Origin of the sequence: Sphingobacterium sp. JUb20, assembly GCF_004342035.1 — a bacterium.
Classification (GTDB): domain Bacteria; phylum Bacteroidota; class Bacteroidia; order Sphingobacteriales; family Sphingobacteriaceae; genus Sphingobacterium; species Sphingobacterium anhuiense.
In genome coordinates this window covers 128354-142610 of the sequence record NZ_SLYV01000009.1, presented here as the reverse complement: position 1 = coordinate 142610, position 14257 = coordinate 128354, and the positions used below count along the sequence as shown (strand labels likewise).

Here is a 14257-nt window from a genome sequence, read left to right as displayed (position 1 = left end):
TTGTCATATGATGTTACAAGCCAAAAGTATTTTCAAATCATACGGTCCTTTACCTATATTAAAAGGGGTGGATATAGAAGTTGCAAAGGGTGAAATTGTGAGTATTGTTGGAGCTTCGGGAGCTGGAAAAAGTACACTTCTTCACATTTTAGGAACCTTGGATTTAGCAGATAAGGGAGAACTGTATATCAATGGAACCAACATCAGTGCACTGAATGCAAAAAAACTGAGTGCCTTTCGCAATGAACATATCGGGTTTGTTTTTCAGTTCCATCACCTACTCCCAGAATTTACGGCTTTGGAAAATGTGTGTATCCCAGCATTTATTAAAGGTGTGGGGCGCAAAGATGCAGAAGTTCGTGCGCTGGAGATATTGGATTTATTAGGTGTAGCACATCGGGCTAGCCATAAGCCGACCCAAATGTCTGGTGGAGAACAACAACGTGTATCTGTTGCTCGTGCCTTAATTAATAACCCTTTTATTATTTTGGCAGATGAACCTTCAGGAAATCTAGATTCTGAAAATGCTACAGCATTACATCAGTTGTTTTTTGACCTAAGGGATAAATTTGAACAAACTTTTGTCATCGTTACTCATAATGAAGAGCTGGCACGTATTTCGGACCGTACTATTCATATGCGTGATGGAATTGTGATCGTATAGTATGTATACAGTCATTATAAGTCACTTAGAATACATAAACCGCGATAAATGTATTGCTCATAATAACTTTATCGCTTAAAAAAACACTTTATTCTGATGAAAAAAAGAATACTAATAACCTTTGGAACTAGAGGGCTTGGGCAACGTATTGCAAAGCTATTAGGGGATGAATTTGAAATCTTTTTTGCGAGTTCTGAGGAGATTCCATCACTGTTATTAAATTCAGGCAAGTATTTTAAATTGCCTGCGGGGTTAATGCCAACCTATGCTCACGAAGTATTAAAAATAAGTTTAGATCATCAGATTGACTATGTCCTGCCTTTGGGAGGTTATGAATTTGAACCTCTAGCCGTGGCCAAAATTTTATTTGAAGAATATGATATTAAGGTAATTGTTCCAGCTCAGGACGTTTTGCAAGATTACTATGTGATTGAAAATCCACCAAAAGAATTATCACTTGCTTTATTAGTTGATGGTAAGTCATTGATTGATGATTTTACAACTGAACATCCTGGATTGGATGGTTTGTTTGTGGTATCGGATTCAGGTGATGATTTTGCCTTATGTGCTGTTTCAAAAGATTAATTGTTTTATGTTAAGATATCAAGATTTCCCAACGGATAAAAAGGTATTTATTTTTGAACTGGATGACGTTATTTATCCAAAACGGGACTATTTATTACAGGTCTATTATCTTTTTGCTAATTTTCTTGAATTTACAGAGACCTTTCCTCCTCAGGCTGATTTGGTTACATTTTTTAAGAATCATCTAGATAGTCAAGGAGAAGATATGATCTTTGAACATGCTGCCGAAGTTTTTCATTTTGATTTAAAGTATAAAGAGCATTTCGAAAGATTATTTGTTAATGCTGTTTTACCCGTTAAATTATTGATGAAAGATGGTATTCCAGAATTATTAACAGCTATTGTTAATGCAGATAAACAGATCTGTATTTTGACGAAAGGGAATCCGCTTATGCAGTTGAATAAAATAAAACATATGGAGTGGGGGCCTTTGGCATCTAAATTAAAGGTTTATTTTGTTGATGAGTTAAAATTCCGCAATTTGGAGCCTCTCGATTATATAGCTGATGAGCTACAAATAGCTAAAAATGATTTTATATATCAAGATTGTTAGTTTTTCGATTTAGCTATTGATTATCAGTTATTTAAATTTATGTAATTAATTGCTTTTTTCTAAAATTAAACTCTAATTCTAAAAAATATGCTAAAAAATGTTATATTTATCAGAATGTAAATTTAGTGAGATTCGACTATGAGTATACAAGGAGATAAACCAACAACAATTAAGGAAATAGCGAAGAAGCTGAAAATTTCACCCTCTACTGTATCTCGAGCGTTGAATGACCATCCAAGTATTGGATTAGTGACGACCATGCGTGTGAAAAAAGTTGCTGAGGAATTGAATTATGAGCCTAACCAAACGGCGATATTTTTTAAGCAACGCAAAACTTTTACAATCGGTGTTTTATTACCAAGTCTATCTGAACCATTTTTCTCTTCTGCAATTAGTGAAATTGAAAATGTTTCCAACGACCGTAAGTATACCGTGATCATGGGACAATCTTTGGACGATGCCGAAAGAGAAGAGAGAATTTTGAAAACCTTTAAAAGCCATCGTGTTGATGGTGTTTTAATGTCAGTAGGTAAAAATACCACAAATCTTGAGTTTCTTGAAAAGCTAGAAAATTCTGGAACACCAATTGTATTCTTTGACTGTGTACCCGATATTCCTAAAATTAATAAAGTTGAAAGTGATCTAGCAACGGGTATGAACGAAGCTATTGATGCTTTCGTTGCTCGGGGTCATGCTAAAATAGCACTTATTAATGGTCCACAATTGCTTCCTGCAAGTGAAGAACGCAAAAATTCCTTTTTATCTGCTTTGAAACGTAATGGCTTGGACTATGATGAAAAGTATATTGTGAATACGGATTTAACGACTGAGGGAAATGAGGCTGCTATGGAGAAACTATATGCCTTACCTGAAAGGCCTACAGCAGTTGTGTCTTTTAATGACTTTGTGACTTTAGATGTTATGAAGGCTGCCCGAAACAGAGGTCTGGTTCTTAATCATGATATTCACTTTATTAGTTATGCGAATTATCCTCTCTGGAAATATATGGAAAATCCTCCAATGGGATGTATCGAACAATTTCCAGGTAACCAAGCTAAGAAAGCAGCTGAGATTTTATTTGAAAAAATAAATAATCCTGATCTTGCTCCACAACAGATTGTATTTAAGTCGAGATTGATTATGTGATCAATCTTTTAACATAAAATAGAAAGGGCTTATCATTATGATAAGCCCTTTCTATTTTATGTTGTCCGTTACCGTTATAAGTGTATCACTTCATCGTAAGCATCGGCACAAGCTTCCATAATAGCTTCACTCATAGTTGGGTGAGGATGGATCGCTTTAATCATTTCATGACCAGTTGTTTCTAATTTTCTTGCTACAACAATTTCAGCAATCAATTCCGTAACATTTGCACCAATCATATGAGCTCCTAAGAATTCACCGTATTTTGCATCAAAGATAACTTTTACAAAACCATCTTTTGCTCCGGAAGCAGATGCTTTACCTGAAGCAGAAAAAGGAAATTTACCTACTTTAACTTCATAACCAGCTTCTTTTGCCGCTTTCTCAGTATAACCTACTGAAGCAATTTCAGGAGAACAATAGGTACATCCAGGGATGTTGTTATAGTCAATTGGTTCTACATGAAGACCTTTAATCGCTTCTATACATAAAATTCCTTCTGCTGAAGCAACGTGTGCAAGAGCTTGTCCTTTTACGATATCACCGATAGCATAAACGCCGTCGATATTTGTTTTATAATAATCGTCAACCACAACACGGCCACGGTCTGTTTTTACACCAACTTCTTCAAGACCTAGGTTTTCGATATTTGGCATGATACCTACTGCTGATAATACAACTTCAGCCTCGATAACTTCCATGCCTTTAGCAGACTTGATATTTACTTTACTTAAAGTACCTGAAGTATCAACAGATTGTACTTCAGATGAAGTTAAAATGTTAATGCCTTGTTTCTTTAAGCTTTTTTCTAATTGTTTTGATATTTCTTCATCTTCAACAGGAACGATTCTGTCCATGAATTCTACTACTGTTACTTTCGTACCAATTGCATTGTAGAAATATGCAAATTCGATTCCAATAGCTCCAGATCCAACAATCACAAGTGATTTTGGTTGTTTTGGTAATACTAATGCTTGTCTGTAACCGATGATCTTTTTACCGTCTTGTGGTAAATTTGGTAATTCACGTGATCTTGCACCAGTAGCTAAAATAGTATGTTTCGCGGTGTATTCTTTTGATGAACCATCTGCAGCTTTAACATCGATCTTACCACCGGTTTTAATTTTTGCAGTACCATTAATGACGTCAATCTTATTCTTTTTCATTAAGAATTGAATACCCTTGCTCATTCCATCTGCTACGCCACGACTTCTTTTTACAATAGCATCAAAGTCAGGCTCACCACCTTGTACATTAATACCATATTCAGCAGCATGATTTAAATATTCAAAAACTTGTGCACTTTTTAATAGAGCTTTCGTCGGGATACAGCCCCAATTTAGACAAATACCTCCTAAAGATTCGCGCTCGATGATAGCAGTTTTGAAACCTAATTGTGAGGCTCTAATGGCAGCAACATATCCACCAGGACCACTACCAATTACAATGATGTCGTAATTCATAAAATAATTATTGTGTAGTTGAATGCTCAATCTATTTCTGAATTTCTTGAGATTCAGAATAGCAAAGCTTATTCAAAAGTACGCATTTTTTCTGAATGTTATAAAATTGAGCGACATTATATTGGCAGATTTTAATAAGCGCACGTCATTTTAAAGATTAATATGTCAAAGGAAGGTCAAAGCATTCAGAAAAAATATCCATCTCACTAAATAATTCTATTTTTGGGATTACTTATTTTTAAATCAAGTTTTTATGCTCCGTATTTTTAGACAAATAGCACTTTGGGAAGCTGTTTCAACCATTTGTTTGTTTTTCTTTGCTATGCCGATGAAATATTTTTTTGAAACGCCCGAAGCCGTGAGAATTGCCGGCTCGATTCATGGCTTTTTTGTCGTCATATTTGTCATCATGTTGATCATGTGCACAGTAGAATATAAATGGAACTGGAAAAGACCATTGACTTATTTTGTCTTATCTCTAATTCCTATTGTAGGTTTCTGGGTAGAATTGGATGTGAAGAAGATTATTAATGGACAAAAGAAATAGAAAATAAAAAAGGATGATTTATTCATCCTTTTTTATTTTATCAATACCGACATAAGCATAAGTAATTTCAGTGCGTCCATGCGGTGTTGGTGTGCCTTCTTTATTAAGGTTGACAAAAACTAATTTGTCGATGGATAGAATTGTTTTTCTCGTAATTTTGTTGCGAACCTCACATCGCATCGTGATGGATGTTGTACCAAAATTAGTTGCTTCTATTCCTAATTCTATAATATCACCTTGTTGAGCCGAACTGACGAAATTGATTTCAGAAATATACTTCGTTACTACATGTGAATTGGCCAATTGCACAATTGCATAGATAACAGCCTCTTCATCAATCCATCTCAATAGGGTCCCCCCAAATAGTGAACCGTTAGGGTTTAAGTCTTCTGGTTTTACCCATTTTCTTGTATAGAAATTCATGTTTTATTTTGGGCTTGGTTTGTTGAAAAAGAAAGGGGAAAATTTTATTTTCCCCTTTTTAGTATTTTAAGCGTGAATTGCTCTATTCGAAGTTGCGGCTAACGCAGCTTCTTTTATTGCTTCCGTATATGTCGGGTGTGCATGGCAAATGCGACCGATATCTTCTGCTGATGCGCGATATTCCATCGCTACGACTGCTTCTGCAATCATATCAGCAGCTCTTGGTCCAATCATATGTACGCCAATAACTTCATCAGTTTCAGCATCAGCTAATATTTTTACAAAACCATCCGTATCCATAGAAGCTTTGGCACGACCAGAAGCTTTGAATGAGAATGAACCCGTCTTGTATTTAACACCAGCCTCTTTTAATTGCTCTTCTGTTTTACCTACAGAGGCAACTTCAGGCCATGTGTAAACAACACCAGGAATTAAATTATAATCGATATGTGGTTTTTGACCAACAATGCTTTCTGCTACGAAGATACCTTCATCTTCTGCTTTGTGCGCTAGCATAGCACCTTTGACAACGTCTCCAATTGCGTATACACCTGGGACGATTGTTTCTAAATGATCGTTCACTGTGATTTTTTTACCTCTTTCTTCAACAGTGATGCCGATATTTTCTAAACCTAAATTATCCGTATAAGCAGTACGTCCTACAGCTACGATACAGTAATCACCCTCTAATGAGATGATTTCACCTTTAGGGTTTTCAGCTGTCACAGTTACAGTTTTACCTTTTGAAGTTGCTCCTGTTACTTTGTGGCCAGTATAGAACTCCATACCAACTGATTTTTTCAAAACGCGTTGTAATTCTTTACCTAAACCACCATCCATAGTTCCGATAATTGATTTTGCAAATTCTACAACAGATACTTTAGAACCAAGACGAGCGTAAACAGAACCCAACTCAAGGCCAATAACACCACCACCGATTACGATTAAGTGTTTAGGAATTTCTGTTAGATTTAAAGCTTCTGTCGAAGTAATAATTCTTTTTTTATCAACTGGTAAGAATGGTAAATAAGTAGGTTTCGAACCTGTAGCAATAATTACATTTTTACCTGTAATTTGCTCAGAAGTACCATCATCTTTTGTGATTTTAATGGTGTTCTTATCTACGAATGAACCAATTCCTTGGAAACTTTCAACTTTGTTCTTTTTGAATAGGTATGTGATACCTGCAGTATTTTGATTGATAACATCGTCTTTACGAGCAATCATCTTCTTAATATCAACTTTTAAATTGCTTAAGCTAATACCATGTGCTTCGAAAGAATGTGCAGCATTGTGGTAATGCTCAGATGAATCTAATAAAGCCTTTGAAGGAATACAACCTACATTTAAACAAGTTCCTCCAAAAGTGTTATACTTCTCAATTACAGCAGTTTTTAACCCTAATTGTGCACAACGGATTGCTGCTACATATCCGCCTGGTCCACTTCCAATTACTATTACGTCGTATTGCATCTATTACGTTTTAAATGTTTGAGCAAATTTAGTCATAATTAACATTATAGGAAATCTATTTTGTTAAAAACGTGTATAAATTTGAAATAGTAGTCTCGTTATAATGTCATAAAAAAAGGCATCCCTATTTAAGGAATGCCTCATTGAAATATTTCTGAATGATTATTCTGCAACAATCTTTCCTTGCATTACACCGTAATGTCCTGGAAAGCTGCAGATGAAATCATAAGTTCCTTTTTCTAACGTGAAGGTGATTTTATCTGTTTCACCTGGACCTAATAATTTTGTATGTGCAATTACAGAAGAAAGTGCTGATTTAGGTACATATTCATCTGCTTGAGCACCAGCTGCTTCAGCGCCAAATGTCGCTAGGTCAGTTCCTGGTTTTAAAATGACAACATTATGCCCCATAGATTCTTTAGGCATAGTACCAGCATTCTTAAAATTTAACTCAACGCTCTCTCCAGCTTTTACGCGGAATAGGTTTTTATCATATTTCATTGCATCATTACCTTCTAAAGCTAATGTATTAGAAAGCTCTACATTCTCAATTCCAGGGATTTTTTCTGTTTCTGTTTCAGCAACCTCTGGAGTTGTTTGTTCAGTTGTTGAACTGGTTTCTTTTTTCGTTGAATCGCCACCGCAAGAAGCAAAGGCTACTGCTAAGGCAATAACTGGTAAAACAAATAATTTTTTCATTATGTTAATTATATTTTTACTAAAAATAAGGAAAATATTGCTTTTAATTGTATTTTTTGCGTAACATTTTTTCTATCATTTCATGTAGGTGGTTTGGATCGAAAGGTTTTCCAATCACATTGTTCGCTCCAGCATCAAGAGCTTCCTGTTGTTCTGCCTCAAGCACAGATGCGGATATCGATATGATGAGAATATTCGAAATTGCTGGATTATCATGCTGTCTGATTCTACGGATAGTCTCAAAACCGCTCATAATAGGCATATGTGAATCCATGAAAATAATGTCAAAATCTTCACTTTCTACCTTTTCAAGCGCGGCTTTACCATTATTCGCAGTTTTAATTTCACAGTTCCAAGTTCTGAGGATATTAGCAAGCATGAAACTATTCAATTCATTGTCTTCTGCCACTAGAATTTTTAAATTATCGAAACTTTTGAGTTCTGAGTATAGTATTTTTTCAGGTTTAGACTTTGTGACTGCATTTGTTCTGTCAAACCAGCAGTCAAATGTAAATTTACTCCCTTTTCCATAAGTACTAACAGCAGTAACTTTTCCTCCTAACAATATGGAGAGTTTTTTCACAATTGCTAAACCAAGACCTGTTCCACCAAATTTTTTCGTGATTCCATCCTCACCCTGTTCGAATGCAAAAAAGATTTTCTCCAAAGAATGTTCCGGTATACCTATTCCAGTGTCGGTAACTTGAAATTGTAGGTGAAGTTTTGAAACATTGCTATCAATTAAATTGATATTTAAAGTGATACTGCCTTCTGCAGTAAATTTGAAACTATTTGATATGAAATTGGTGAGAATTTGTTTTAATCGCAATGGATCTGCTAAGAAAAAACTATCTATTTTTTCATCGATATAAATTGAAAAATTTAGACCTTGATGAATCGCTTTATGTACAAATAGATTTTTGAGGTCGTCTGTTATATCATGTACGGAGGTGGGTTCAATTTCTAGTTTCATCATTCCGGAATCAAATTTGGAAAGATCTAAAATATCATTTACGATATTAAGTAAATTGAGCGATGCACTATTTAACTTATTGACCCAATCTTGTTGTTCAAGTGAAAGCGGTGAGTTTTTTAACATTTGAGCGATTCCCATCACACCATTGATTGGTGTTCTAATTTCATGACTCATATTTGCTAGAAAAGTTTCTTTGGATTTTCGGGCTAATTCTGCTTCTTCCTTTGCTCGTATAAGTTCTTCTTTGGAGTTCTCTAAAGCCTGATTTTTTTCTTTAATCTCGTTTTGAGTTTGCACCTGCTGAATAAAGGATTTTACTTTAGCAATGGTGATTTCAGGACTTAGGGGTTTATAAAGGTAGTCGACAGCCCCACTGTTCAATCCTTGAATGAGATATTTTTCCTCTTTAGATATAGCCGTAACCATGATGGCAATAATGTGGCTGGTTTTCGGATTATGCTTGATAAGCTCCACAAATTCGAACCCATTAATGTCTGGCATTTGTACATCAACCAATGCAATATCAATGTTTTGTTTATAGCAGATGCGAAGTGCTTCATTAGGATCTTGGCTACTGATAATATTGATACCTACAATATCATTTAATAATGCTGTAAGGCTAATGAGATTTTCAATTTTATCATCAACTATTAATAAGTTTATATTCTTCATTATACTAGTCCATTTAAATGATCAATGTACTTTACAATTTCTTCTGTTGTATAAATATGATGTTGAGCATGTAAATCGATAGCTGCTTGAGGCATTGTAGGAACTTCTGCAGAATCTGGATGTTGTACTATACATATTCCGCCCCTATTTTTAATTGCTAATAAGCCTTTTGCACCATCTTGATTCGCTCCCGAAAACAAAATTGCGATACAGTTCTCTTTATAAACTTCGGATGCTGATTCAAATGTGACATCAATCGAAGGCCTTGAAAATTGGACGGGTTCTGAATTATCTAATGCAAGTTTGAAATCAGGTTCTATCAATAAATGGTAACCAGGGGGCGCAAAATAAACCTTTCCTCCTTGAATCTGTTCTTTATCTTCAGCCGATTTAATTTGTAGGGCATAGTTTTTTTTTAAAACTTGCTCAAAATTAGATTCAAATTTTGGGTTACGATGAACGATTACAAGTATTGGAATCTGAAAGTTCTTCGGTATTGATTTTAATAGATTTAAAATCACACCAAAACCTCCGGCAGATCCTCCCAACAGTAATATTTTATTGCCCTTATTCATATACGGCTAATTTTTTTAATGCGTGTTCGTTTTAGTGTTATTATTAAGCTCGTTTATAGCGTTAATGAAATCTTTGTTATGTACTGGATCTCGCCCGCTTACGAAATAGCTTATTCCATATGATATTTCTTACGCTATTTTTTGATAGATATTGTTTTTTTTATCAATTAACTTGAATCGGTTTGCGTGCTTATAGTTGATTAGGGATTCTTTTGATCCTAAGCATAGAAATCCTAATTTGCACAAAGAATCATAAAAAAGATCAAGTACTTTTTCTTGTAAGTTAAGATCAAAGTAGATTAATACATTTCTACATGTAATTAATTGAAATTCATTAAAAACACCATCAGAAATTAAATTGTGAATAGAAAATAGTATATTTTTTTTTAGATCATTCTGAATGGTGGCTGCATCATACATCGCGGTATAATACTCGGATAAAGAATGTTCAGTTTTTGTTTTGATATAATTTTCGGAATACTCCTTAAGCTTTGTTAAGGTGTAAATACCTTTTTTTGCTTTTTCTATAACCTGCGAATTAATATCAGTACCATATATAAACGATCTGTTGAGTAAATTAGCTTCTTTTAGTAAGATAGCTAGGGAATAAACTTCTTCGCCTGTAGAACAGCCAGCACTCCATATTTTTATATGTGGATAAGTTTCCAGATAGGGGAACAGTTTTGTGGTTACAGATGAATAAAAGTCGGGGTCCCGAAACATCTCTGTAACATTTACCGTCATTTCTGGGATGAAATAATGTATAAAACCTTCTTGATTGATCAGATTTGATTTAAGACCAACGACATCCAGTTTATTAATATCCATGATGCGGGTAACTCGTCTTTTTAAAGATGCTTTTGAATATCCAGAGATATCTAATCCATGGAAATTTTTTATGATTTCTATAACGTCGTCTAATTCGGAATAGTCTAACATATCTAATTCTATTTAACTAACCCAAACACGGATCAATGAAATTAATTTGTCAATATCAATAGGCTTACTGACATAGTCATTGGCACCCGCTTCGATAGCTTTTTCTTTATCACCTTTCATCGCTTTTGCTGTTATGGCAATGATGGGTAACTCCTGATACTTTTTATTTTTACGGATATTGGCAATGGCTTCATATCCATCCATAACGGGCATCATAATATCCATTAATACCAGATCAATGTTATTTTCTAAATTGAGAATATCAAGCGCTTCCTGACCATTATTGGCAATTTCAACATGAATATTTAAACTTTCAAATGCACTTGTCAATGCAAAGATATTTCGCATATCATCATCTGCTAATAAAATTGTTTTGTTTTCTAATGTTTTTTCAAGTTGAAAATCATTTGCTTTATCAATTATCCTCGATTTATTTTCTGTTTTCTGGTCAATTTTATTCAGGAAAAGGCGTACTTCGTCTACTAATCTGTCGTTTGACTTGGCAGATTTTAAAACCATAGCTTGTGAATGTTTTAAAATTCTGGTAGTCTGTTCAGAGGTCAATTCCATCGCCGTGTTGATGATGATAGGAGTTTCATTGTACGTCTCTAAGGATTTTATTTCGTCTAGTAATTCTAACCCTGATTTATCTGGAAGATTTAAATCTAAAATAATACAATCGTAATTATTCGCTTTATTCTTCAATAATTCAAGTGCTTTATTGGCGTCATAGGCTTGATCTACTGTTAGTTTTTCATCTTTTAGACCATGTTTGATAAAATCGCTTTGTACTTTTTGGTCTTCAATAAGTAAAACTCTTTTCATAACATTCGAAAGCATGGATTGAATTTTTTCAAATGTCTTTTGAAGGGTTTTTTCAGAAACTGGCTTGGCCATAAATCCGATAGCTCCGGCATTGATTGGTTCATTATCCAAATACGTCCCTGCAGACATCATATGTACAGGTATTGAGGAGGTCTCCCGATTTGATTTTAAAACTTTTAGTACATTCCAACCATCAATTTTAGGAAGCATAATATCCAAAATAATCGCCTTTGGTCTTAGTGCCATTGCCTTTTCTAATCCTTCTTCTCCGTCATGGGCAAGTATGACACGGTAATGATATGCTTCGGCATAATCCTTTAATATTTCTGCAAAAATCAAATCATCTTCAATGATCAACAAGGTATTCAGGTCATCCGGGTTTCGAATTATATCTTTATTTTCTGGTAACAGTATTGAATCATCGGTTTCAGTGGACGAGATTATTTTTTCAGTATGTTCCTCATTAGATTTAAGCGTTTGAATGGTACCGGGCGCGGTGCGTAGTGGCAATATAAACATAAAGGTGCTTCCTACTCCGATTTCACTCGATAATGTGATTCGACCACCTAGTAATTTTGCAGTTTCTCTACATATTGATAATCCTAAACCAGTTCCACCATACTTGCGGCTTGTAGAACCATCTTCTTGTCTAAAAGCTTCGAATATGAGTTTTTGTTTATCAGCAGCAATGCCAATTCCAGAATCGATAACTTTAAAAGTAAGTTCATCACCCTTAGTTATACCAATATCAAGTGTTACATTTCCATTAGGATTGGTGAATTTGAAGGCATTTGATAGTAAGTTTTTCAAGATCTGCTGGATCCGATATTCATCCGAATAAAAATGAGTAGGCACATCTGGAGAAAGAGCTATCTTGAAATTGATTCCTTTGTCTTCCGCAGTATTCTTGAAGAAATTTAAGATATAATCGATGAGATCTTTGTTGTCAATGTTCTCCTGTGCCAGTTCCACTTTGCCCGATTCTATCTTAGCAAGATCAAGTAAGTCATTGATTAAATGAAGTAAATCAGTGCCTGCATTATGGATCACACTGGCATATTTGATTTGTTCACCAGTTAGATTGTCTAGTTTATTATCTTGTAATAATTTTGCTAATATTAAAATACTATTTAAAGGCGTACGCAGTTCATGGCTCATGTTTGCCATGAATTCTGATTTGTAATTAGAGGCTGACTCAACCTCTTTGATTTTTAAAGCAATGTTATCTTTTGCTTTTTCTAATTCATTATTCTGCTCCTGTAGTAATTTAGCTTTTTCATCCAGTTCATTATTTGTTTGTACGAGCTCCTCTTGCTGTACTCTCAATTCCTCTTCGGATGCTTCTAGCAAATTCGTTTTATAACTTAATTCCTCATTCGTTGTTCTCAGTTCCTCCTGTTGCGCTTCTAATTCTTCCGTTTGTTGCTGTAATTCTTCATAGAGTTCCGCCATCTTTGAATGCGCTTGCGCAACTTTCAAACTAACAGCTAATATTTTGCTAACGCGGTGTAAATATTCAATATTTTCATTTTCATTCTTTTTGTCTTTTGAACATACTAATTCAATTATACCAATAGATTGTTCTTCATATACGATCGGAATAAGATAGAGATTCGTTTCAAATTGATCAATTAACGAAGACGCAATCTGATATTTGTTTGCATTTACATCGCGAATGATCGTTAATTTTTGATTATTAATCACATCACTGAGTATCCCATCTCCTTCTGAAATAAAAGTTTTAATAGGGACATCTAATGGGATTCCTTTATTTGCTAATAGGGAAAAAAGGGTACTATTTTCTTTTTTGACATATACTGTACCAGCAAGAGAGGAAGTCGTTTTACAGATATTATCGAGTCCTATCGTTGCAATTTGTTTTTCATTAAAATCGCCTCGAAGGTTGTGGTCTAAAGTGTTGATGTTATTTAAAATAGAGTTGTCTTGTTCAACTTTAGAGGTTAATTTTAAAAGGGCTGTATTGGACTTCTTTTCATCAATTATACTCTTTTTTAATGTTTTAAAAACATTAAGAACAATGATGAATATATAGATCATGATCGCTAGACCCACAAAAACTAGAAAGTAAGTTAAATACCTGATATTTTCTAATCTATCTGTTGATTTTTTAATTAAATCTTTTCTTTTATCGATTAAGTCTTTGGAGATTATAGAAATCTGATTTTGAATATCAGCTCGTTTATTGTTTACATTTAGCGCTTTAAATTTGTTTTCCTTACTTAACGAGATGGCTCGCTCGAAGTCATAGAAATCTAAAATGGTATTTTTTAAATTATTTAGCTTGTTAGCATCAAATGTATAGTAGCTGTCCTTCTTGCTTAAGTTTTTTATAGTTTCAAGGAACACAGTTATTTCACCAGCATAGGGTGCAAATACACTTTCATTTTTTTCTGTATAAAACTTAAGTTTTGCATCATTTACTCGGGCAACACTATTCTTGATATTATCGATGAGATCAAACTTTGCTTCTGCTTTTTGTATAAGGTCTTGTTCATGAGCCGTACTTTTATCCAATTGGATGAAAAATAATAACGATGCCGAAAGTATGATTAGAAATGAAAATATAATTCCAATGATGAGTTGTTGTTGAAAACGTAGCTTTTTCATCTTGATATAAGAGTAATATTTTTTGATAACACGTTAAAATAATACGCTAATTGACATTAGAGTAATAGCATAATAATTTTCTGATTTCT

At 34.2% G+C, this 14257-nt stretch carries 13 protein-coding genes; 5 read left to right on the top strand and 8 right to left on the bottom strand.

Annotation, left to right across the window (positions count from 1 at the left end):
* Positions 1–10: 10 nt before the first annotated feature.
* From EDF66_RS16160 to EDF66_RS16145, 4 genes are all read left to right on the top strand, one after another.
* The gene (locus EDF66_RS16160; protein ID WP_207898665.1) at positions 11–664 is read left to right on the top strand and encodes an ABC transporter ATP-binding protein; all 654 of its coding nucleotides are present in this window, start codon (positions 11–13) and stop codon (positions 662–664) included.
* Between the two features lie 96 nt (positions 665–760).
* The gene (locus EDF66_RS16155; protein WP_132772346.1) at positions 761–1249 is read left to right on the top strand and encodes a hypothetical protein; all 489 of its coding nucleotides are present in this window, start codon (positions 761–763) and stop codon (positions 1247–1249) included.
* Between the two features lie 7 nt (positions 1250–1256).
* Positions 1257–1802, top strand: a complete 546-nt coding sequence (locus EDF66_RS16150; protein ID WP_132772344.1) for an HAD family hydrolase — start codon at positions 1257–1259, stop codon at positions 1800–1802.
* A gap of 138 nt (positions 1803–1940) precedes the next feature.
* A complete protein-coding gene (locus tag EDF66_RS16145) occupies positions 1941–2948 on the top strand; it encodes a LacI family DNA-binding transcriptional regulator (protein ID WP_021188801.1) in 1008 nt (335 codons plus the stop codon).
* Between the two features lie 74 nt (positions 2949–3022).
* Here the strand turns inward: EDF66_RS16145 and lpdA (EDF66_RS16140) are convergent, their stop codons facing one another.
* A complete protein-coding gene (gene lpdA, locus EDF66_RS16140) occupies positions 3023–4411 on the bottom strand; it encodes a dihydrolipoyl dehydrogenase (RefSeq protein ID WP_132772342.1) in 1389 nt (462 codons plus the stop codon).
* Between the two features lie 253 nt (positions 4412–4664).
* Here lpdA (EDF66_RS16140) and EDF66_RS26355 point away from each other — a divergent pair, with 253 nt between their 5' ends.
* On the top strand, positions 4665–4958 hold the full coding sequence (locus EDF66_RS26355) for a DUF3817 domain-containing protein (protein WP_232789346.1): 294 nt from the start codon (positions 4665–4667) through the stop codon (positions 4956–4958).
* Positions 4959–4976: 18 nt separating this feature from the next.
* On the opposite strand, the gene EDF66_RS16130 is transcribed toward EDF66_RS26355, so the two are convergent.
* The 7 genes from EDF66_RS16130 to EDF66_RS16100 all read right to left on the bottom strand — a co-directional run bounded on the left by EDF66_RS16130 (position 4977) and on the right by EDF66_RS16100 (position 14168).
* Positions 4977–5381, bottom strand: coding sequence for an acyl-CoA thioesterase (locus EDF66_RS16130; RefSeq protein WP_021188803.1), 405 nt, complete (start codon positions 5379–5381; stop codon positions 4977–4979).
* Between the two features lie 66 nt (positions 5382–5447).
* Positions 5448–6854 (bottom strand): dihydrolipoyl dehydrogenase, encoded by a 1407-nt coding sequence (lpdA, locus tag EDF66_RS16125; RefSeq protein WP_021188804.1) that lies wholly within the window; start codon positions 6852–6854, stop codon positions 5448–5450.
* A 162-nt stretch (positions 6855–7016) separates the two neighbouring features.
* Positions 7017–7553: a plastocyanin/azurin family copper-binding protein gene (locus EDF66_RS16120; protein WP_021188805.1), complete on the bottom strand. Its 537-nt coding sequence runs from the start codon at positions 7551–7553 to the stop codon at positions 7017–7019.
* Positions 7554–7596: 43 nt separating this feature from the next.
* Positions 7597–9201, bottom strand: coding sequence for a response regulator (locus EDF66_RS16115; RefSeq protein WP_132772340.1), 1605 nt, complete (start codon positions 9199–9201; stop codon positions 7597–7599).
* The gene (locus EDF66_RS16110) at positions 9201–9776 is read right to left on the bottom strand and encodes a chemotaxis protein CheB (protein WP_021188807.1); all 576 of its coding nucleotides are present in this window, start codon (positions 9774–9776) and stop codon (positions 9201–9203) included. The genes EDF66_RS16115 and EDF66_RS16110 overlap by 1 nt, the downstream gene beginning before the upstream one ends.
* A 129-nt stretch (positions 9777–9905) precedes the next feature.
* A complete protein-coding gene (locus EDF66_RS16105) occupies positions 9906–10715 on the bottom strand; it encodes a CheR family methyltransferase (RefSeq protein ID WP_132843750.1) in 810 nt (269 codons plus the stop codon).
* 12 nt (positions 10716–10727) lie between these two features.
* Complete coding sequence (locus EDF66_RS16100) at positions 10728–14168, bottom strand: response regulator (protein ID WP_132843749.1); 3441 nt, start codon at positions 14166–14168, stop codon at positions 10728–10730.
* Positions 14169–14257 lie beyond the last annotated feature (89 nt).